We start from the raw sequence: 19,163 nt of genomic DNA, 5'->3' as shown, positions 1-19,163 counted from the left end.
TGTTGTAAAGAAAAAGTTACTTCATGAAATTTGATACGAAAGAAGGAATCAAAATGGAGAGAGTAACGCTCGTAACATTAATTATCGCTTTTTTCGTTGCATTTGGTGTGATTGTTGGAGGGTCAATTATCGGAGGAATCGGGGCATTCCTTTCTGGTGAGCCACCACTACACTGGATCTATATCGTTGCACAAAGATTAAAAATCTGGGCGATTGCCGCAGCAATTGGCGGAACATTTGATACGATAAATAACATGGAAAGAAGTTTTCTCAGTGGTTCTCCAGATGAAATCATGCGTCAATTTTTATGGATTTTCTGTGCGCTTGGTGGGGCGCAGGCAGGTATGGAGATCATTAACTGGCTTACTCAGGAACGCTCTTCCTTATGAGAGTTCCGCAAATTTATTCTAGAAAAGGGTGGCAACGATTTCTTGCAGGTCTTTCTGTAGGAGTCATCTTTGGGTGGTTATTCTTTCTGATGCTATTCGGCATTATGTACGAAAAGCAGATCACAACGATTAAAGAACAAAAAATTGAAATCTCGGACTTAAAAACCCAAAATCAAACATTGCTCGATGATCAAGTAAATTATAATAATAAAGAAATCGAAAAAACTCTTCTCGTCAAAAAAATCGAAGTCACTTTCGAGAAAGATAATGACCTACCATTAAACTCATTAACGCGCCACGAGTTAAAGAAAGAAATTCAAACCGAATTAAATGATCTTCTCAACAAGGATCTCGGAGCGATTTCTAGAACCAGAAGCTTTATCATTCAATCCCTCGAAAATAAAACGCTCATGATTGACAATATTAAATATGGTTTTAAAGTGAAGCAATTTATTCTTTGGACAACAGTCGAGGTGGTGCTTACGATTGAACTCGTTCAATAGCGAAAATAAAACTATTTTGTGACCTTTTGTCAGACAAGTCGCAATTTTCTTAGGTGTAGTATATGATAAGAGTATAGAAAATTGGGAGGTGGCGCGATGGTTATTGATCGCAAACAAATCGCGAGAGCGAAAATTGCTGATTTAATGAATGGGCGATCCGCTTACGCAGAGTCACACGAAATGACTGCTCTAATTAAAAAGGAATTGCAATCACTTAACATCGACGTGCACGAAGACGTGACAAGCTTTGGTTCATGGTTTATACCTAAATCGCATGATCAAGTGTAAATGTGGTAACAACAAAGACCGGCGCTCTCTCAAAAAAAGGAGACCCCGGTCTTTTAGTTTGTTATTATACTTCTTCGCACACTTTGTCTAGCTCCGCAAGGACGTCATCAGCCTCTGCCCACGAATAAACAGTTGCCCCCGCAGCCATTGGATGTCCGCCACCATTAAATTGAGCAGCAATTGTATTCACAACAGGCCCTTTAGAACGAAGACGAACACGAATTTGATCTGGTTCCTCAATGAAGAAAACCCACGCCTTCAAACCCGCTACATTAGAGAAAGTATTCACTAGCTGTGATGCCTCACTAGCCGTTACGCCATATGAAGCAACTGTTTCTTTTGTGATTTTCATCCATCCAGCACCAGTTTCTGATGTTTCAAAATGTTGTAAGACATATCCGTTTAATCGAGCGATATGCTGTTCCGTTTTGTATAGTTCCTTATATAGAGAGCCTGTGTCTACACCAAACTTCAAAAGCTCACCTGCATACATAAAGGTACGCTGAGTCGTATTGGAAAACATAAAACGTCCAGTATCACCTACTATACCTGCATAAAGAAGAAAAGCTCCTTTTTCAGAAAGCTTGTACCCTCGTTCCTTAGCGGTAAGGTACAAATCTACAATCATTTCACTAACAGAGCTTGAAGAAGTGTCTACCCAGAGAAGATCACCATAAGGGTCTTCATTTGGATGATGATCGATTTTAATTAAGAACTTGCCATTACGATATCGGTTATCACTAACCCTAGGCTGATTCGCCGTATCACAAACAATGACAAGTGCGTTATGATATGTTTCATCCTGAACCTCATCCATTCGGTTCAGGAATGTAAGTGATGGTTCTTCTTCACCAACCGTAAACACACGCTTCTTTGGAAAAGAAGTTTGTATAAGCTCGGCAAGTCCTCCCTGTGAGCCAAGTGCATCAGGGTCTGGGCGCACATGACGATGAATTATAATGGTCTCATATTGTTCGATAGCATCTAATATTTGTTCCTTCATCAACTTTCTCCTTTCGACCGCTTCCCAATTGTTACGTATATGTCATAGATTTTCAGTACTAAATTCTATACAATAGAAAAGAACCTTGAATTATGGAGGAAAACAGTCATGCCTATCTTTGTCATATTAATTGTCTTTTCAATCGTTTTCTATTTGTTTTATCGAGTAAAAGCTGTTCGACATAACGGTGTCGCAACAACTCAATGGCTTAATTCAAAAGCAAGCATTGCACTAGGACTTTTCCTTATCTTTTTTGCCATTAATACGCTTACCGTTTCTTTATCAACGGTCACTGTGATTGTTGCCGCTGTCTTTATTTTACTTGGTCTTGTAAACGTTACAGTCGGCTATAAAAAGTATCGACACTATCTTCCATTTGCAATCGAAGAAGCAAAGGATATGAAACTAAACTAACAGCGCTATGTTTACTTGTAAAACCGCCACGGATTTATTTCTGGCGGTTTTTTATTATCGATCAATCAATTGCGCCATCATAAGGGCCTTTCCTACGACCGCACCTTCATGATAAATTTCAACATCTACTTTACCAAATTTCCTTGATACCTCGAGAACTTTAGGTACAATTTCAATTGTATGATCAATTTGAACCGGTTTGATGAAATAAAGTGTAATGTTTTCTACTACTAAATCACCCTTTTTGTATTTCTTCAAAACTCGACTCCCAGCTTCAGTGACAAGGGTTGTTACAACACCATAAGATAACGTTCCAAGTAGGCTCGTCATTTGAGGTGTTACTTCACAGCTATAGCGACTTTCCGATCCAGTGGAAATATCTTTGATTTGACTCGTGATAAGGTCGTCAAAGGTTTCCCCTATCTGTGGCTGCTGCTGAATCATTTGAAGAGCCTTGAGTACATCCTGTCTACTAATAATACCGATAAGTCGCTGGTATTGATCGAGAACAGGAAGCATCTCTATCCCTTCCCAGATCATTGTATGAGCTGCAGAAGCGACGGACGTTTGCTCATTAACAGTGAGCGGGTGTTTTGTCATCACCTTAGCTATTGACGTTTCATGCTGCTCACCTAAAATATCTTTAGATGTCACAATGCCTTGAACCTTCATATTTGGATCCACAACCGGATAGCGACTATGCAATGTTGATTCATTTAGCTCATGCCAGCGACCTACACTTTCTGTTGTCACAAGAAAGCTCGTTTTCGTAAGCGGCGTTAATATGTCACTTACTAGGGCTATTTCTTTCTTAATTAATCGATCATATATCGCACGATTAATCATTGTTGCCACTGTAAAGGAGTCATAGGAGGTAGATATAATCGGCAAATCATATGCATCCGCCATTTTCTTCACATCATCCTGCGCATCAAAACCACCAGTAATAAGGACAGCTGCCCCGGCTTCTAGTGCAATTTTATGCACGTTGTCGCGATTACCGACTATGAGCAAACTACCAGGATCGACGTAACGCATCATCGCCTCTAGCTTCATCGCACCGATAACAAACTTATGAAGGGTTTTATGTAAACCATTTCTTCCTCCAAGCACCTGCCCATCGACGACGTTCACTACTTCAGCATACGTGAGTTTTTCGATATTTTCTTTCTCTTTTTTTGTGATTCGGATCGTCCCAACCCGTTCAATCGTGCTGACCGTCCCTTTGTTTTCAGCATCCTTAATTGCTCTGTATGCTGTACCCTCACTAACCTTTAATTCTCTAGCAATTTGACGCACGGATATTTTACTTCCTACTTCTAGCGTTTCAATGTAAGAGAGGATCTGTTCATGTTTCGTTGTCAATTTCTTTCACCATACTTTCTACATGCACATCTGTATCAGTAGCTAAACTACTTCTGTTATAGTGGTGTTTGAATTGACTTCATTATACATAACACAGACCTATAACTTCAACGACCGTATTGTTTTTTTCTTAATTCTTCTACTGAATCATTAACTGTCATAGGTTTTCTCTCTTGCTTTCCAAAAAATAATCCAGAAAGATTTCCACCAAGTGCCATAATGGCAAATAAAAGCCAGAGACTAAAAAAAGCACCTTCTAGCGTTAAGTCAATTTGAAAGCGCGGCATAGCATCATACATCAAAAACAGAATGCATAAGACAGATAAAAACAATCGTTGTTTCACAATGATTCCCCCTCATGGTCTTTCTAAAAGGGTATGTTCAAGTCCGCTTAATTAATACGCTTATCAAACACAAAACCGATGCAAGGCATCGGTTTTGTGTTTGATTACAATTCGATTGTTTCTCCTGTTTGAAGAACCTTACCTTTTGTACCTTCAAGGCTTTCAGTAAACGCCTCGCCATTTTGTTCAATAAGCGGGAAAGTATTGTAGTGAATTGGTACGGTTATTTCAGCTCCTATCCATTTTGCAGCGATAGCTGCATCTTCAGGACCCATAGTAAAATTATCACCAATGGGTAGAAACGCAAGATCAATTTGCTTATTAGATAATAGCTTCATATCAGAATAAAGCCCAGTATCACCCGCGTGGTAGACCGTTTTACCTTCTGCGCTAAAGAGAATCCCCGCTGGCATCCCTGTGTAAATGATTTGCTGGTTTTCTTCTTCAGTGTAGCTCGAACCATGGAATGCCTGAGTAAGCTTCACATTACCAAACTCAAACTCATGTGCCCCACCGATTGCCATAGGATGCGTGTTAACACCTTTGAAACCAAGATATGTAGCAAGTTCGAATGGAGCTACGACTAATGCATCGTTTCGCTTTGCAATTTCAACTGTGTCACCAACGTGATCATTGTGTCCATGTGTTAGCAATATCACATCGCAAGTAACTTGATCCGCATCTAAATCACACTGACCATTACCGGAAATAAAAGGATCAATTAAAATTTTTGCTTTGTTCGTAACAACTTCTACAACTGAATGACCATGAAATGTAACTTTCATTTGTTATCGCTCCTTTAATAATTGGGTTTCACTACCTTCCCTAAAACGCTAGGAGGTGAGTTGTCTACTTATTACGTTCCCTTTGATAAACGTTCTAAACTAATAATACAACCAGGCATTCTCATATTTTTCAATTAAATGAGGGCGAATTAGAGTATTAGGTTCAAGGCTGATTTTTTTGCCATCCTTCAGCATGTGACTGTCCTCATCTTTACCAAATACAGTAAGAGATGGAATCATCTCGTCTGAAAGATAATCGGTTTGAACTGAAATATCCAAGTCCTCTTGAGCTACAGGATTCCTTGTTGCCATAACAAAACCCCAGTTCCCGAAACTTGGAATTTCAACGTGATAATTTGACGTTCGTAGTCCAGTTTCTGAAATCGTTCGATCAATCGTCCAATAAGCTTCCCTCGCAAATAAGGGACTAGTCGCCTGCACCATTAGCGCCCCATCTACATCTAAATGATTGCGCAATAAAGAGTAGAACTCCCACGTGTAAAGCTTATTCAAAGACTCATTATTTGGATCTGGGAGATCAGATATGATGACATCAAACATTTTTTTCTGTTTTTCAATGTATTGAAATGCATCTTCATTATGAATATCGACACGTTTATCTTCAAGTGAATGCTCATTTAATTCCGTTAATAAATGATGATTCTTCGCTAGTTTTACCATTTCCGGATCTAGATCCACTACCGTAATGGATTTCAGATCGTCATATTTAAGTAGCTCTCTAACCGCAAGTCCATCTCCACCGCCAAGTATAAGAACATCCTCCGCTTCTTTAACAGCAGCCATAGGAATATGCACAAGTGTTTCATGGTACCTATGTTCATCACTTGAGCTAAACTGAAGCTGTCCATCTAAATAAAGTCTTAGATCTCCCTGCTCCTTCGTTAAGGTGATTTTCTGATAGGATGTTTCCTCAGAGTAAATGATGGGGTCTTTGTATAGGCGCTGCTCAAACGAGAACGCCATCTCCTCTCCAAATAAAGTCCCACCAATCATTAGTACAAACAAAAGAAAGGCTATTCCAACATAGATTCCTTGATAGACGATCTCTTTTCTAAATGAATAAATCATCCAAAATGCAACGAGAATATTTACAATGGCTACAAGGAAGGCTGATTTTACTAGACCGAATTCCGGACGAAGGTAAAAAGCAAATAACATTCCTCCTACAAGTCCCCCAGCATAGTCAGAGAAGAGCACCCTGGCCGTGCTTTTGTTCATTTCAACGCCAATCTCATTCGCTTTCCGAATAAGAATGGGTAATTCAAGGCCAGTTAGTCCACCAACAATGAGAATAATGGAATAGAGTACAATGGCTGTTGCTTCTTCTCCCGCAAAAGCTGTAATTCCAAACACAGCAAAACTTGAAAACCCTCCAATTAAGCCAATAAGAAGCTCAATTGCAATGAATCTCGTAATCAGGTTTTTAACTACCTTTTCACTCAATGATGCGCCAATACCCATACCTGTTAGAAAGAGCGAAATAGTTAACGTGTATTGCTTAACCCCGTCTCCGAGTATGTAAGAACCCAGTGCGCCGAACAGCACTTCAAAAATAATACCGCAAATGGATACAATTCCTGAAGCCCAGTACAATTGACTGCTTTTACTTAACGTCTTGCTCATGAAATCCACCTTCAGCTGATCATTTCTTTTTACGTAATTGATGCTCCTACTACTAAGCCTAGTCCTATTGAAACACACATCGATAGAATGCCTACAGATACGACACCTTCACTAAGCTTCTGTTCAACTGAAAATCGTCTAGTAAGAAAATCGAAAATATAATAGGCAACTAGTTGAAGCACTACACCATACGCTCCCCAGATAATTGTTTCGAGAACATCCGAACTATGGTAAATAGAGAATGCTAGTATTAAACAAATCCCGATTATCTTACCACCTATTGAAAGTGCAACGGCCGTGTTCCCGTTCTCAATCTGTTCCCAGTCCTTATATTTCGTCGTGATCAATTCAAACACAATCAATCCAACAACAACAACGACAATCGCCGCTATAAAATAAAAAAATGTTAATAGAAATGGCCCCATGTCATGATCCTCCTTTGTTTATTTTCCTGTTCCAGGTCCGCCCCCACGATTAGATCCTCGGAATGATGGAATCGTGGCCGGTCCTTTATATGAACCTCCAGTAGATCCATAACCGCCATAACAATTTCCGCTAGCGCTCTGACAGCGGTTCTTCTGCTTTTTGCCCCAGTCGTCTACATCAAGTATTTCATCAAGAATGTAGTAAGCTAGCAACCCATCAAAGAAATCCGGCTGGTAATTATCTCTCACAAAGCCAACTGTCGCAACTTCAACTAGTGTGTTTGATGGCTCATCACTTTCTTCTAATGTAACGATATAGTCATCATAAACAAGAATTTGCTTACCTTCTTTTAATTCACTGACTTCATTCGGCTTTATTTGTTCCTTAAGATAGGTGGCAACAGAAGAAATATCTTCCTCAGCAAGATAGACCTTTGAGGTATCGTTTGAATCCACGCTACTCGCTACAACATCTTCAAGCTGATAGCGGTCTTCAACAATTTCGAGAATATCCTTCGTAATCCCACATGCCGATAAGAGCAGAATGAATGCTGTCAGCAATCCTATTAGCCATTTCATTCTTCCACCCCATTTAAGGGGAAAGGTTATTCTTTCCCCATTTTTTTCTTTAGCTCAGCTAATTCATCATCGATTCCATTATTTTTATCGAGGGCCTCAAACTCATCATCAAGCGAACGATTTTTGGAACGCATATCTTCACTTGTTTCTGCTTCTGCCTCATATTGAAGAACCTTTTCTTCCATACGCTCAAATCCTCGTTTAGAATCATCACCACCAATATCAGACATGGCGCGATTTATTTTTGTTTTTGTTTTAGCTGACTCAGCTCGAGCTTTCAAACTATCTTTCTTCAGCTGCATTTGACGATATTCTTCTTTCATTTCATCTAGTTTTGAGCGAAGAGAATCGGCGTCAGCTTTTGCTCTTTCGTACGATACCTTTAATGTTTCCGCTTTGGCTTCATGGTCTTTCTTATCCTGAAGCGCTCTTCTTGCAAGATCATCGTTATCAGATTGGAGAGCTTTCTCAGCTTGCCCCTGACGCTTAGTCACCATAGAATTAGCATCGTCCCATTTTTTCTTTAACATCTTTTCATTAGAGATTTGTTTTGCAACAGCGGTTTCTGCTTCTCTTATATCCGCTTCCATATCCCTCATAAATTGCTCTAGCATTTTTACGGGATCCTCCGCTTTATCAAGTGCAGCGTTTAATTCAGAAGACATAATCGTTTTTACTCTTTTAAACATTTTAAACATTCGCTTTCATCCTCTCATTTGCTTCCAGCAAGAATTTTGATTTCATAATCTTCAATCGCGTAACCTTTACTCACTTCTACTTCGGAACCCCAGACTTCAATGGATAAATAACTTGATTCATCTTCATTGGAAAAATCATAATATTCGACTTCCTGTCCATCTAGATTACTTCCTCGTCCATTGCCCGTCACCTTCGCGTAACCATGTTCCTCTTTATAATAAGTAACGGAATCAATGCTTATTTCTTCAGGAATTGGTTTCGAGATTTTTTCTTTTACATTTCGATAAATGCCTAGCTCTAGTTCATCATCCATTTCAACACTAAGCCAGATCGAAGATGATCCTGAGATTAACTGGTATGCTTGCCATTTGTAACCTTTATTATGATATGTTAGCGTCCCCACAACCTCATAATCCTCAAGATCATATGTGATGATATCTCCTACCTGAATCGTAAAAACCGTTCTTTCTTCTACCTTCTTCTCTTCTTTCTTTCCAAAAAACTTTGATAAAAAACTCATACCGCGCCCCCCCATCCTCTCTTTCATACGAATGATCGAGAAAAATGTTCCCGTTATTTTTCCCGCCTTCTATGTGAAACCATACTTTCCTGTTCTGTAAAATAGAAATCCAGTGGCGGTCGTTCTGTTAAAAGAGCTTTTCTCTCTAGCTTAAAAAAACTAATTTTTTTATACGGGTCTCCTTCAATAATTGGAGGTGCTTTTTCAGAACGAATGTATGCATCTACCGCTCTTTGCACTGCATCAATCCAAAAAGGAATGTGACGGTTTTCCTCTTCGAAGAGTTCGAATGTCTCTTTTGACATATAAAATGATTTAGAAGGAATGCCTCCAAGATGGGGAGCAAGGAGAGAAGAATCAAGTTTATTATTTTCTTTTACCAATACTTTCAACGAGATCCCATCTCTTTTCTTTTCAGCAAATGCTCCAACAGCCTGTCGTATCTCATGAAGGCTTGCATCTATTATCCCGATTGAATGTTGCGGTTTGTTTTTGATGCTTTTTTTATTCCAAAAAGCCATTTGATGATTCACCTCCCTCTCTTATGATTCGTATAACTATATAAAAACCCTTCAACGCTGATGAAAATTTCTAAGCTTTTTAATACGATAAAAAAATAAAGCAGCTAACGGTTAGCTGCTTTATTTCTACTTCTATTTTTCAAGGAGTGAGCGAGCATTTTCATATGTGAGCTGATGGGCTTCAGCTACTGCTTCGTACGTTACAAATCCGTCCATCGTATTAATTCCTTTTAGCAAAGGTTCATTTTCAAGACAGGCTTTTTTATAACCTTTATTCGCAAGCTGAGCGGCATAAGGTACAGTCACATTCGTTAAGGCAATGGTTGATGTACGCGGAACAGCTCCAGGCATATTCGCTACCGCATAATGAACAACATCATACTTTGTGTATGTCGGGTTGTCATGAGTTGTGATACGATCGGTTGTTTCGAAAATACCTCCCTGATCAATTGCTACATCAACAATAACAGAGCCCGCCTTCATTTCTTTGATCATCTCTTCTGTTACAAGCTTCGGTGCTTTTGCCCCTGGAATAAGCACTGCACCAATCACTAAATCTGATTCTTTCACGGCTTCTGTTATATTAAGTGGATTGGACATCATCGTATTAATCTCAGTACCAAAAATGTCATCAAGCTGACGCATTCGTTCTGGACTTAAATCCATAATTGTCACATCGGCACCAAGCCCCATCGCAATTTTCGCTGCGTTCGTTCCGACGACTCCTCCACCAATAACTGTTACTTTACCTCTTTTAACCCCAGGGACCCCGCCCAGGAGAATACCGAGTCCTCCTTTAGGTTTCTCAAGAAATTGAGCCCCTATTTGAGCCGCCATCCGACCAGCAACTTCACTCATGGGGGTCAAAAGAGGTAGCGAGCCATTTGGTAACTGAACGGTTTCATAGGCAATTCCGATAACTTTTTTTTCTACAAGAGCCCTGGTTAATTCTGATTCTGCAGCAAGATGAAGATATGTAAATAAAATCAAACCCTCACGAAAGTAGACATACTCCTCTCGAAGTGGTTCCTTTACTTTCATGACCATTTCCTTCGACCACGCTTCAGCGGCCGTCTCTACTAGATGAGCTCCAGCTTCAAGGTACTGATCATCCCCAAAACCAGATCCAACGCCCGCTCCTTTTTCGATATAAACTTCATGACCTAACCGCGTTAAGGTCAGTACTCCAGCAGGGGTCATTGCTACACGGTTCTCATTGTTTTTAACCTCAACAGGCACTCCAATATGCATTGATACTCCTCCTTTATCTCTAACCAGCCATATACTGTTACCTCTATTGTATAACATTTAATACCATTAAATGAGGGAATGACTTAAGGGGTTAATCTATTTCATAAATAGATCGTATTAGTTATCGGAATATTTTTACACCATTATCATATACCCCACTGCCACCATTAACAACCCGCCAATTAAGCTAATTGATATATATGTGACAGAAAGCCAAAGCTTTATTGAGCCTAGTTCAAAAGCCTCGTACATAAAGGTGGAAAAAGTCGTTAGTGCTCCGAGAAATCCAGTCGATATCCCAGTCCCCCAATCGCCTGCTCCGAAAGCCATCCCTAGTATGAAACTCCCTATGAGGTTAACAAGTAGAGTGGCTAGCGGGAATTGAGAAGTGTTCCATCGATTAACCATTAATGCCGTTATATATCGAAGCCATGCCCCTACACCTCCACCGATCGCAATCATTAACCACTCCATTACGTCACCTTCCTCGTTCTTTTAGCTAATAAGACTCCAAGGTAGACACTTAGAATTCCACTTACAATAGTGCCGCCCCCATAAAGGCCCATCTTAATAAACTGACCATCTTTTATGTAGACCAAAAGATCAAGGGAGTAGGTTGAAAAAGTCGTAAATGATCCTATCATGCCAGTGGCAATCATTTTTTTCGCTGGATCTGAAAAGCGATTGTTTGACTGATTGTATTGATAGAAAAAACCAAGGATAATGGAACCTACTATATTTACTATAAAAGTCGATAAGGGACTGCCATTCAATATGGTTCCCACCACCGCTCGTAGTGTAGCACCAATTGCACCACCTAAAACGACTGCAAAACTATTCTTCACTTGAATGCGGCTCCTTTCACGTCTTTCCTCATCTTAACGAAACCGCTATTCAAAGTCTACCGATCGTTTTGGTTCCAGACCCAAGTATATAATCTTCCACTTGCATCCATCCATTTCAACTCAAATCGCTCTGCATTTTTATAACCAAAGGTGTCCATTTTCTTTACTAATTCCTCTACGCGCGCGATTTCAGTTACTTCCAAATGCTGAAATAACGCCTCTACTTCGTCTTTTGCACGATCACCTTTCTCAACGACCGTTCCATTCTCTACCTCAAATTCGTTCGGACTGGAAAATTCCCATTCATGTTCAACTCCATTTGTTACTACCATACATTTAAACGAGAAGCTGTTTTCTAATGTAGAAGCCTCTGCTCGAATTGTAAAAAGACACAAGTAAATAGCAAAGGTTATGACGACAAACTTTTTCATTATTAATCACCTCACCCTTATGCTGAGTGTAAACAGCAAATATTATTCCTAACCGAGCAATCAGGATTGCTTCATTCTTTTTTGCGAACTAAAATAAAGATAAGTCCGTAACTTTAAAGGAGATCATATGAGCAGTCTAAGCAAAACCTCTTCCACTATTCAAATTGAGCGTTATGGGCTTGAATCAGTCCCAGAAAAATTACGCACAACAAGATGGTATGAGTATGCCATGATTCAAATGACCGTTTCTGTCAATGCCGGTAACTTTCTCGTCCCAGCTCTCGCCGTCCTCGAAGGCGGCCTTAGTTTTGTATGGGCAGTTCTCGCCACTGTATTTGGAGCAAGTCTTGCATTTCTTTTCGTGTCTTACCTTTCTTTTCCAGGGGCACGTCGAGGTATCCCTTCACAGTATGCAGTAAGAGCTTTTGTTGGTCTGAAAGGAGCTCAATACTTCGCCTCTCCCGTAAGAACCATCACGTCGCTCTATTGGTTTGCTGTCCAAACCATTGGAGGTACTTATATGGTTGTAGAGCTGATGAAACGTGCTTTTTCAATCGACCTTCTTTTTCTACCAACATCTCTATTTCTCGCTTCAGTAATGGCTTTACTTGCATTAATAGGATTCAATGCCGTCAAAAAAGCCACAAGGTACTTTCTCCCTCTTCTATTTGCCGGAGCAGTTGCCATGTTTTTTGTGTATTCTCAGACTCCTATTAACGGGAGCAGTTACTCAACCGTTCTATCAGTTAAACACGGTCCTGAACTAGGCTCTTTCTTTTTCTTTGCCAGCCTCGCTTTTGTGCAGTATGTATCAGGTGTTAGTAGTTCTTCAGACATGGCAAGGTACGCAAAATCCACTCAGCATGCATTCTGGGGAATCTTCTCAGGAAATACGATTGGTTTCACATTAACAGCACTACTCGGGGCCTACACCGCTTCAGTAGCTAGCACGTGGAACCCATTTTTAATCACGAGTCAACAAACACAGTCACCACTCCTATTGATACTCATTTTTGCTTCAGCCCTTTGCTCGATGATTATGATTAACATTAGCAATGCTTATACAGGAGGATATAGTCTGCTTAATACATTCCCTTCTCTTGGTCGAGTAAAAAGTGCGGTATTACTAGGTTGTGCCGCTGTTATATTAAGTGGATTCCCTACTTTTGTTAACCAGGCCGAGTCATTCATTTCACTTCTTGGAGCCTTCGTTATCCCGTTATCAGCTGTAATCGTGACTGATTTTATTATTGTGAAAAAAGGAAGATTTACTTCAGCAATGCTCCAGGAATTATCTGAGAAGGCCAATCTCTTGAATCGACCTGGGTTTGTCGCCATTTTAATTGGTCTTATCTTTTACATTATTCTTCCTGCATCCTATTCACCAGGTTTTCTCTCATTTTTCCTAACTGGTGGATGTTATCTCGCTTTTCGTTACTTCCCAGTTCGTTAATCATGGTGAAGTTCCATTCGAATCAGCAATCCAAAACGATCATAAATAAAAAAGTTCATGCGCTCAGCATGAACTTTTTGCTTTTTAATAATAACTTTTCCTGTCAGCTTTCCGTGGTAATTCTTTTGTTTTTTTATTTTCTTCTTGATCAATGACACCACTCTGATATGATTCACTCAACTGCTGATGCACGGCCATTTCGCCATTCTCATCGTAAATCAGTTCCTTTTTCTTATCAGCCATAAGACATCCTCCTATCATTTCGGACTTGCGCTTATATTGTTTCCAAAGCAAGGATGAAAAATGCTTCTAGAAATAGGATGATTGGAATCTGAAATCGGAATGGATGGTCACATAAATTTCGTTACAAGAGATTCTTTATTTATGGAGCTCACGGACAATATGCGGCAACTCCGGTAGCAGTAATCGCGACATTGCTAATTTGACTGCTCCTGAAGACCCAGGCATAGCAAATATTGCCGTTTCACCTGTCACACCACCAATGGCTCTACTAAGCATCGCTGGAGTACCAATATCATCTGTATAGCTAATCATGCGGAATAGTTCTCCAAATCCCGCAAGCTCCTTTTCGAGTATAGCTTCAACAACTTCATACGTAACATCTCTTTTGGATATTCCAGTTCCACCATTTAAAAGCACAACATCAACGCCTTTATCATCTATACCTTTTTGAATCGCATGGCGGATCTCTTCTTGTTCATCTTTTACAATTTTTCTTTGCCCAACCATATGACTGTTATCTTCAAGTAAGGAATAAATGACATCTCCACTTTTATCCGTTTCAACTGTCCTTGTATCACTCACTGTTATAATGAGAGCTCGAATCGATGGCGCATCTTTTTTGTGATCTTCTGAACTCATCCTACGTCCCCCTTTTCAAGCTCATTCAAGAACCGTTTCTGATAAAATTTATGTGCGGTTTCACTTACCGTTCGCGCAAATCTATAGTTCACTCCCGCTCCAATGGCAATTCCAAGAAGCGGTATTCCTTGAATTACTTTTTTCCTTAACATCATAAGAACAGTTCCCTTTATAATTTGCTTCATTGGCCCTTGTAGCCAATTTCCGTCTGCAATTTCTTCAGGTCCTTCATAAAAATAAGGATGCGTTTGCTCATGCTTTATCTCTTCCTCTAACGCTTTCCAGGCTTGTTCTTGTAGCACTTTCGGTAATGTTGCCATGTGAAATACTTTAAGAGCGATCATCATTTCGGAAGGATAGTTTACTGGATAGCCATATGTCATCGCTATTAGCTGAACGGTACGCAAGTTAATAGCAAGTACAGCAGGTATATCAAGACCGAGCAGTAGAAAACTGCCCGTTCCAGCAAGTCCTCCTTGAGCCAATGATACCATTCGCTGACGGGCAATTTGTTGATCTGCTATGTAAACAAGGTGATCAATTGAGAGGGTTTTCATATCCTGAATTTGTTCAATTCTAGGATCAAATAACCTTGCATCCGTTAACAATCGATGACTGGCATCCACTTGCGATTGTGAGTTTTGTATAAGCGAATGCATATGAAAAAGAGCTGAATCAATTACAGCATACAAACGGTTTTTCGTTGGTGACTCTAGCTGATTAAGCTGATAGTCATACCATTTCTGGAAAGTGCGCTCTACGTCCGTTGCATGATGCGTAAAGTGCTCTTCCTCCCATTGAATTATGGCGTTCATTCTTTTTTGTTCTCTATCTGTCCACACCATTCGAATTCACTCCCTTACAACTCTTTCTTATATTGTAGCTTTTCCAATCAAAAACTTCCAACAAAGGTGGAATAAGGAGTAAAAAAAAGAACAGCGCATCTGTTAAGATACGCTGTTCCTCTAAAGTTTATTTTGAAAGCCTAACTGTATCACGCGCAATGACTACTTCCTCATTAGTAGGAATAATCATTACTTTGACAGGTGAGTGAGGGTAGTTAATGAAAGCTTCTTTCCCCTTCACCTTATTTAGAGCTGGATCCCAATATACGCCCATAAATTCAAGGCCACGAAGTACACGTGCACGAACTGCGTCACTATTTTCACCGATACCTGCTGTGAAAATAATAGCGTCTAGTCCTGACATGCGCGCAGCATAAGACCCAATGTATTTATGAATACGAGAAGTAAAGACTTCTAGTGCTAATTCAGCACGTTCATTTCCAGCTTCTGCTTTACTAGTGATATCGCGAAGATCACTTGAGAAACCAGACACTCCAAGAAGACCACTTTTCTTATTCAATGTATTCATAACTTCTTCTGCTGTTTGACCAGTCTTGTCCATAATAAATGGAATCAAAGCAGGGTCAATGTTACCTGAACGAGTTCCCATTGTTACACCAGCTAGTGGAGTGAAGCCCATTGATGTATCAATTGACTTTCCGCCTTGAATAGCTGCAATACTCGCACCGTTACCAAGGTGGCAAGAAAGAAGACGCAATTGATCAAGCGGGCGACCAAGCATTTCTGCCGCTCTCTCTGAAACATACTGATGGGAAGTACCATGGAAACCGTACTTACGAACACCATAGTCTTCATAATATTCGTATGGCAAACTATATAAGAATGATTGTTCAGGCATTGACTGATGGAAAGCTGTATCAAATACGGCTACAGATGGAACCTCTGGCAAAATTTCACGGAAAGCGCGAATCCCTACAAGGTTTGCTGGATTATGCAATGGTGCAAGCTCTGATACTTTTTCTATTCCAGCAAGCACATCTTCATTAATCAATGCAGAATCATTAAATTTCTCCCCACCGTGAACAACACGGTGTCCAACACCTTCAATTTCATCGTAAGAAGAAATGATTGAAAAGCTAATCAGCTTGTCTAGAAGCATTTTAACTGCTACTGCGTGATCAGGGATATCTGTGATTTCTTCTTTCTTTTCACCGTTCACTTCTATTGTAAAAATGGCGTCATCAAGGCCGATTCTCTCCACGAGTCCTTTAGTGATAACAGTTTCTTCCGGCATATTTAATAGTTGAAACTTCAACGAAGAACTACCGGCGTTGATTGCGATTATTTTCGCCATATGTGACAGCTCCTTTAATTCAATAAAATTAGAATACGACACGAAAATAGAAGGGTAAGACCCTTCTATCTTTAGCACTCTTATTATTTAAACACCCACCATCACTTTATTCAAGAAGAAAACCGCTTACATTCAAGTATTCCGTCAATTCAGATTTGTAAACGTTTCATAACCTTCAAGAAAGCTGTGAAAACCAACCGTTAATCTGCTGCATCATGTTCAACATCGCTTCACGATTGGAGAAAGATGGAAGTTTCGCCATCATGACTTGTTTAGGCTTTAACGTATGTTCTCCTTTTTTCTGAGTAACAAGAATACTTTTAGCTTGCGACTCATTCGCAAATAAACTTGTAGGCAATTGAATAATGCCGTGGATAACAGAGCGATCGTTTAGTAAACTCCTTACTTGCTTTGCTCCATCATCTCCAAAGAGAAAGTTTGGAATCATAAAGAAGAGCATACCAGACTCTTCCGTCATATTTAAGCTTTGTTCGATAAGAAGATGGTGAACGTAAGACATCCCTTCTTCTGCTTTTAATTCGTATTTTGTAGCTGCTTCCTCATGAGGATAGTAACCAACAGGTAAATCAGTTACGATCGTATTAACCTGGGGAATATAAAGTGGCTTTACGCTATCCTGGTGAAGAAATTCTACCTGGTGTTTTTGCAAATTCGCATTAACAAAACCTAAATGTAATAAAAGATCATCTGGTTCCGCCCCGAATGCTTCAACTTTCTCACCTTCTAATTGGTTTAAAACAGAAGTGAGTAAATTTCCTGTTCCTACTGCAGGATCAAGAATTTTCATTTCCTCTATATTTAATACATCTTTATATTTTTTCACAAGATAACCGATTAAATGCGCAACACTATCTGGAGTCATGGCATGATGAGGCTGAATTCCTTTCTTCATCCCTTTCAGAAGTGCAAGCTGGATCCCTTTACGCACTGTTTCTTTCTTAGCACCATCAAGATCACATGAATCATAAAGAGCTTTAAGACGGACAACTGTATCCGTATCTAGTTCCTCTTGTAATACTTTATTTTCGAATATGTTCAAACCTGTCTCAACGAGAGCTTCAAGATACGACATTTCCAATTTATTTTGAATAACTAGCGTCGATTCATCAAGCACGTTATATAAATTTTCTACAGTTAGTTCGGTCATTGATTGGCCTCCTATCAGTTCGCCGTCTCTATTGTAAACAGTCTTGAGTTCTTTCGCAACATCGGAAGATCATCTGTTACGAGAGAGACTATTTATACTTTGCAAAAGTTTATGGCTAATCGAGAGTTTTTTACACTAACGTCTATGAATTATAGATCACAAAACAATTCCTTTAAAAAAGGACTCCGATCATATCATCGAAGTCCTTGCCATGTTTGTTTACATTATTCAGCTTGCTTAGCGGCATTAAGTGCAGCGTCATAATCTGGGTGATTTGTTGCTTCACTAACATATTCTGTGTATACAACTTCGTCCTTACTGTTTACTACGAAAACAGCTCTTGCTAATAAACGAAGCTCTTCCATCGCTACGCCAAAAGCTTTACCAAATGAAAGATCGCGATGATCAGATAAAGTAATAGCATCTTCAATTCCAGCAGCACCGCACCAGCGCTTCTGTGCAAATGGGAGGTCAGCGCTAATTGTTAACACTTTCACGTTATCAAGCTTAGCAGCTTCTTCGTTAAATTTACGTGTTTGAGCATCACAAACGCCTGTATCTAGTGATGGTACGACACTAATGAGACGAATACCTGCATAATCATCAAGCGTTTTTTCAGATAGATCATTAGCAAGAACAGTAAAATCAGGCGCTTTGTCCCCTGCTTTTACTTCTTCCCCTAAAAGTGTCATCGGCGTTTCTTTAAATGTAATATTAGCCATGTTCATACCTCCTTCATAATTGGTCGTATGTACGACTGTTTTCATCATATATGCCATCGCTTCTGATTTCAAGAAATCAGCTAAGGCTTTCTAACTCAGTTTTTATGAATCAGAGGTATTTATGTTCGATTAATGCGACTTAGTTTTCTAGAATAACCCACAATGGCAGAAGAATCGAATCTAAAGACCATTTAAAAAAGCTACTTTAATTAAAAGTAGCTTAAAAATCCAAATCCTGCTTATCGTCATCCTGCTGTCTCTTATGACCACGGAAGAGGTGTTTTCCTTGGGATGTATGTCGCGAAGATTGTGAATCGCTTTGGTGATCGTTTCCTCTTCTCCCCTTAGTCTCATGATTCATATTCTGAAGAATGCTTTGTACTTTTTCAATTGCCTGTGGGGCAAGATCGAGCAATCTCTCATAAAGATGTGTGGTGTTATCAAGGTGTATCATCTTTATATCGCCAGCACTTACAATTAAAAACGCAATTGGCGTTATGGAAACACCACCACCACTACCTCCACCAAAAGGATCGCCTTTGCTTTGCCCTTGCTGATCACGCTGATTGGACTGTTGCTTTAGCATAAATTCACTACCACCAGCAGCAAATCCAAATCCAACCTTTGACACCGTTAGAATGACGCTTCCATCAGGGGTTTCGACAGGATCACCTATAATCGTGTTTACATCAATCATGTCTTTCAGATTTTCCATTGCAGTCTGCATAAGTCCTTCAATTGGATGTTCAGGCATTTTGTGTTTTCCTCCTTC

26 protein-coding genes are annotated in these 19,163 nt (G+C 39.8%); 5 read left to right on the top strand and 21 right to left on the bottom strand.

Annotated elements, in window-relative coordinates; translation table 11 throughout:
• Window positions 1-53 precede the first annotated feature (53 nt).
• The 3 genes from IQ283_RS06520 (at window position 54) to IQ283_RS06510 (ending at window position 1,180) form a co-directional block, all read left to right on the top strand.
• Window positions 54-389 (top strand): YtrH family sporulation protein, encoded by a 336-nt coding sequence (locus tag IQ283_RS06520; protein ID WP_194219635.1) that lies wholly within the window; start codon window positions 54-56, stop codon window positions 387-389.
• Window positions 386-892, top strand: a complete 507-nt coding sequence (gene ytrI, locus IQ283_RS06515) for a sporulation membrane protein YtrI (protein ID WP_194219293.1) — start codon at window positions 386-388, stop codon at window positions 890-892. Before IQ283_RS06520 ends, ytrI begins: the two co-directional genes overlap by 4 nt.
• A gap of 96 nt (window positions 893-988) precedes the next feature.
• On the top strand, window positions 989-1,180 hold the full coding sequence (locus IQ283_RS06510) for a hypothetical protein (RefSeq protein ID WP_098444518.1): 192 nt from the start codon (window positions 989-991) through the stop codon (window positions 1,178-1,180).
• 64 nt (window positions 1,181-1,244) lie between these two features.
• Here the strand turns inward: IQ283_RS06510 and IQ283_RS06505 are convergent, their stop codons facing one another.
• On the bottom strand, window positions 1,245-2,183 hold the full coding sequence (locus tag IQ283_RS06505) for a DHH family phosphoesterase (RefSeq protein WP_194219292.1): 939 nt from the start codon (window positions 2,181-2,183) through the stop codon (window positions 1,245-1,247).
• A 108-nt stretch (window positions 2,184-2,291) separates the two neighbouring features.
• On the opposite strand from IQ283_RS06505, the gene IQ283_RS06500 reads away from it, so the two are divergent.
• Window positions 2,292-2,597 carry a YtpI family protein gene (locus tag IQ283_RS06500; protein WP_194219291.1) on the top strand — a complete coding sequence of 102 codons (306 nt, stop codon included), beginning with the start codon at window positions 2,292-2,294 and terminating at the stop codon, window positions 2,595-2,597.
• Between the two features lie 54 nt (window positions 2,598-2,651).
• On the opposite strand, the gene IQ283_RS06495 is transcribed toward IQ283_RS06500, so the two are convergent.
• From IQ283_RS06495 to IQ283_RS06435, 13 genes are all read right to left on the bottom strand, one after another.
• Window positions 2,652-3,962 (bottom strand): DRTGG domain-containing protein, encoded by a 1,311-nt coding sequence (locus IQ283_RS06495; RefSeq protein WP_194219290.1) that lies wholly within the window; start codon window positions 3,960-3,962, stop codon window positions 2,652-2,654.
• A 107-nt stretch (window positions 3,963-4,069) separates the two neighbouring features.
• The gene (locus tag IQ283_RS06490; RefSeq protein WP_194219289.1) at window positions 4,070-4,306 is read right to left on the bottom strand and encodes a hypothetical protein; all 237 of its coding nucleotides are present in this window, start codon (window positions 4,304-4,306) and stop codon (window positions 4,070-4,072) included.
• Between the two features lie 104 nt (window positions 4,307-4,410).
• Complete coding sequence (locus tag IQ283_RS06485) at window positions 4,411-5,091, bottom strand: metal-dependent hydrolase (RefSeq protein WP_194219288.1); 681 nt, start codon at window positions 5,089-5,091, stop codon at window positions 4,411-4,413.
• 99 nt (window positions 5,092-5,190) lie between these two features.
• Entirely contained in the window at window positions 5,191-6,735 is a 1,545-nt protein-coding gene (locus IQ283_RS06480) for a polyamine aminopropyltransferase (protein ID WP_194219287.1), read from the bottom strand.
• A gap of 29 nt (window positions 6,736-6,764) precedes the next feature.
• Window positions 6,765-7,160 carry a DUF350 domain-containing protein gene (locus IQ283_RS06475; RefSeq protein WP_194219286.1) on the bottom strand — a complete coding sequence of 132 codons (396 nt, stop codon included), beginning with the start codon at window positions 7,158-7,160 and terminating at the stop codon, window positions 6,765-6,767.
• An 18-nt stretch (window positions 7,161-7,178) separates the two neighbouring features.
• Window positions 7,179-7,739 (bottom strand): DUF4247 domain-containing protein, encoded by a 561-nt coding sequence (locus IQ283_RS06470; RefSeq protein ID WP_194219285.1) that lies wholly within the window; start codon window positions 7,737-7,739, stop codon window positions 7,179-7,181.
• Between the two features lie 26 nt (window positions 7,740-7,765).
• Window positions 7,766-8,437 (bottom strand): PspA/IM30 family protein, encoded by a 672-nt coding sequence (locus IQ283_RS06465; RefSeq protein WP_194219284.1) that lies wholly within the window; start codon window positions 8,435-8,437, stop codon window positions 7,766-7,768.
• A 14-nt stretch (window positions 8,438-8,451) separates the two neighbouring features.
• Window positions 8,452-8,958, bottom strand: coding sequence for a DUF4178 domain-containing protein (locus IQ283_RS06460; protein WP_194219283.1), 507 nt, complete (start codon window positions 8,956-8,958; stop codon window positions 8,452-8,454).
• A 53-nt stretch (window positions 8,959-9,011) separates the two neighbouring features.
• On the bottom strand, window positions 9,012-9,479 hold the full coding sequence (locus IQ283_RS06455) for a DUF3939 domain-containing protein (protein ID WP_194219282.1): 468 nt from the start codon (window positions 9,477-9,479) through the stop codon (window positions 9,012-9,014).
• 132 nt (window positions 9,480-9,611) lie between these two features.
• Complete coding sequence (gene ald / locus IQ283_RS06450) at window positions 9,612-10,730, bottom strand: alanine dehydrogenase (protein WP_194219281.1); 1,119 nt, start codon at window positions 10,728-10,730, stop codon at window positions 9,612-9,614.
• Window positions 10,731-10,865: 135 nt separating this feature from the next.
• A complete protein-coding gene (locus IQ283_RS06445) occupies window positions 10,866-11,204 on the bottom strand; it encodes a fluoride efflux transporter FluC (RefSeq protein WP_194219280.1) in 339 nt (112 codons plus the stop codon).
• Window positions 11,204-11,575 carry a fluoride efflux transporter FluC gene (locus tag IQ283_RS06440; protein WP_194219279.1) on the bottom strand — a complete coding sequence of 124 codons (372 nt, stop codon included), beginning with the start codon at window positions 11,573-11,575 and terminating at the stop codon, window positions 11,204-11,206. The genes IQ283_RS06445 and IQ283_RS06440 overlap by 1 nt, the downstream gene beginning before the upstream one ends.
• A 56-nt stretch (window positions 11,576-11,631) precedes the next feature.
• A complete protein-coding gene (locus IQ283_RS06435) occupies window positions 11,632-12,006 on the bottom strand; it encodes a hypothetical protein (RefSeq protein WP_194219278.1) in 375 nt (124 codons plus the stop codon).
• A 127-nt stretch (window positions 12,007-12,133) separates the two neighbouring features.
• Between IQ283_RS06435 and IQ283_RS06430 the strand changes: the two genes are divergently transcribed.
• On the top strand, window positions 12,134-13,459 hold the full coding sequence (locus IQ283_RS06430) for a purine-cytosine permease family protein (protein ID WP_194219277.1): 1,326 nt from the start codon (window positions 12,134-12,136) through the stop codon (window positions 13,457-13,459).
• Window positions 13,460-13,543: 84 nt separating this feature from the next.
• Here the strand turns inward: IQ283_RS06430 and IQ283_RS06425 are convergent, their stop codons facing one another.
• The 7 genes from IQ283_RS06425 to ytfJ form a co-directional block, all read right to left on the bottom strand.
• A complete protein-coding gene (locus IQ283_RS06425; RefSeq protein ID WP_194219276.1) occupies window positions 13,544-13,702 on the bottom strand; it encodes a hypothetical protein in 159 nt (52 codons plus the stop codon).
• Between the two features lie 135 nt (window positions 13,703-13,837).
• Entirely contained in the window at window positions 13,838-14,341 is a 504-nt protein-coding gene (locus IQ283_RS06420; RefSeq protein ID WP_194219275.1) for a MogA/MoaB family molybdenum cofactor biosynthesis protein, read from the bottom strand.
• Window positions 14,338-15,186: an EcsC family protein gene (locus tag IQ283_RS06415; protein WP_194219274.1), complete on the bottom strand. Its 849-nt coding sequence runs from the start codon at window positions 15,184-15,186 to the stop codon at window positions 14,338-14,340. Before IQ283_RS06415 ends, IQ283_RS06420 begins: the two co-directional genes overlap by 4 nt.
• A 127-nt stretch (window positions 15,187-15,313) precedes the next feature.
• Window positions 15,314-16,501: an acetate kinase gene (locus IQ283_RS06410; RefSeq protein WP_194219273.1), complete on the bottom strand. Its 1,188-nt coding sequence runs from the start codon at window positions 16,499-16,501 to the stop codon at window positions 15,314-15,316.
• A 175-nt stretch (window positions 16,502-16,676) separates the two neighbouring features.
• A complete protein-coding gene (locus IQ283_RS06405) occupies window positions 16,677-17,669 on the bottom strand; it encodes a class I SAM-dependent methyltransferase (protein ID WP_194219272.1) in 993 nt (330 codons plus the stop codon).
• 224 nt (window positions 17,670-17,893) lie between these two features.
• Window positions 17,894-18,391, bottom strand: a complete 498-nt coding sequence (gene tpx, locus IQ283_RS06400) for a thiol peroxidase (RefSeq protein WP_194219271.1) — start codon at window positions 18,389-18,391, stop codon at window positions 17,894-17,896.
• A 220-nt stretch (window positions 18,392-18,611) separates the two neighbouring features.
• Entirely contained in the window at window positions 18,612-19,145 is a 534-nt protein-coding gene (gene ytfJ, locus IQ283_RS06395) for a GerW family sporulation protein (RefSeq protein ID WP_194219270.1), read from the bottom strand.
• Window positions 19,146-19,163 lie beyond the last annotated feature (18 nt).

Source organism: Pseudalkalibacillus hwajinpoensis (assembly GCF_015234585.1).
GTDB classification, from domain to species: domain Bacteria; phylum Bacillota; class Bacilli; order Bacillales; family Guptibacillaceae; genus Guptibacillus; species Guptibacillus hwajinpoensis_B.
This window is presented reverse-complemented; position numbering and strand designations above follow the sequence as displayed.

What these genes read in the sequence shown, in the direction of transcription:
- IQ283_RS06520 (WP_194219635.1), top strand. Translation starts at nt 54, where the DNA reads ATGGAGAGAGTAACGCTCGTAACATTAATTATCGCTTTTTTCGTTGCA.
- ytrI (WP_194219293.1), top strand. Translation starts at nt 386, where the DNA reads ATGAGAGTTCCGCAAATTTATTCTAGAAAAGGGTGGCAACGATTTCTT.
- IQ283_RS06510 (WP_098444518.1), top strand. Translation starts at nt 989, where the DNA reads ATGGTTATTGATCGCAAACAAATCGCGAGAGCGAAAATTGCTGATTTA.
- IQ283_RS06505 (WP_194219292.1), bottom strand. Translation starts at nt 2,183, where the DNA reads ATGAAGGAACAAATATTAGATGCTATCGAACAATATGAGACCATTATA.
- IQ283_RS06500 (WP_194219291.1), top strand. Translation starts at nt 2,292, where the DNA reads ATGCCTATCTTTGTCATATTAATTGTCTTTTCAATCGTTTTCTATTTG.
- IQ283_RS06485 (WP_194219288.1), bottom strand. Translation starts at nt 5,091, where the DNA reads ATGAAAGTTACATTTCATGGTCATTCAGTTGTAGAAGTTGTTACGAAC.
- IQ283_RS06480 (WP_194219287.1), bottom strand. Translation starts at nt 6,735, where the DNA reads ATGAGCAAGACGTTAAGTAAAAGCAGTCAATTGTACTGGGCTTCAGGA.
- IQ283_RS06475 (WP_194219286.1), bottom strand. Translation starts at nt 7,160, where the DNA reads ATGGGGCCATTTCTATTAACATTTTTTTATTTTATAGCGGCGATTGTC.
- IQ283_RS06470 (WP_194219285.1), bottom strand. Translation starts at nt 7,739, where the DNA reads ATGAAATGGCTAATAGGATTGCTGACAGCATTCATTCTGCTCTTATCG.
- IQ283_RS06465 (WP_194219284.1), bottom strand. Translation starts at nt 8,437, where the DNA reads ATGTTTAAAATGTTTAAAAGAGTAAAAACGATTATGTCTTCTGAATTA.
- IQ283_RS06460 (WP_194219283.1), bottom strand. Translation starts at nt 8,958, where the DNA reads ATGAGTTTTTTATCAAAGTTTTTTGGAAAGAAAGAAGAGAAGAAGGTA.
- IQ283_RS06455 (WP_194219282.1), bottom strand. Translation starts at nt 9,479, where the DNA reads ATGGCTTTTTGGAATAAAAAAAGCATCAAAAACAAACCGCAACATTCA.
- ald (WP_194219281.1), bottom strand. Translation starts at nt 10,730, where the DNA reads ATGCATATTGGAGTGCCTGTTGAGGTTAAAAACAATGAGAACCGTGTA.
- IQ283_RS06445 (WP_194219280.1), bottom strand. Translation starts at nt 11,204, where the DNA reads ATGGAGTGGTTAATGATTGCGATCGGTGGAGGTGTAGGGGCATGGCTT.
- IQ283_RS06435 (WP_194219278.1), bottom strand. Translation starts at nt 12,006, where the DNA reads ATGAAAAAGTTTGTCGTCATAACCTTTGCTATTTACTTGTGTCTTTTT.
- IQ283_RS06430 (WP_194219277.1), top strand. Translation starts at nt 12,134, where the DNA reads ATGAGCAGTCTAAGCAAAACCTCTTCCACTATTCAAATTGAGCGTTAT.
- IQ283_RS06425 (WP_194219276.1), bottom strand. Translation starts at nt 13,702, where the DNA reads ATGGCTGATAAGAAAAAGGAACTGATTTACGATGAGAATGGCGAAATG.
- IQ283_RS06420 (WP_194219275.1), bottom strand. Translation starts at nt 14,341, where the DNA reads ATGAGTTCAGAAGATCACAAAAAAGATGCGCCATCGATTCGAGCTCTC.
- IQ283_RS06415 (WP_194219274.1), bottom strand. Translation starts at nt 15,186, where the DNA reads ATGGTGTGGACAGATAGAGAACAAAAAAGAATGAACGCCATAATTCAA.
- IQ283_RS06410 (WP_194219273.1), bottom strand. Translation starts at nt 16,501, where the DNA reads ATGGCGAAAATAATCGCAATCAACGCCGGTAGTTCTTCGTTGAAGTTT.
- IQ283_RS06405 (WP_194219272.1), bottom strand. Translation starts at nt 17,669, where the DNA reads ATGACCGAACTAACTGTAGAAAATTTATATAACGTGCTTGATGAATCG.
- tpx (WP_194219271.1), bottom strand. Translation starts at nt 18,391, where the DNA reads ATGGCTAATATTACATTTAAAGAAACGCCGATGACACTTTTAGGGGAA.
- ytfJ (WP_194219270.1), bottom strand. Translation starts at nt 19,145, where the DNA reads ATGCCTGAACATCCAATTGAAGGACTTATGCAGACTGCAATGGAAAAT.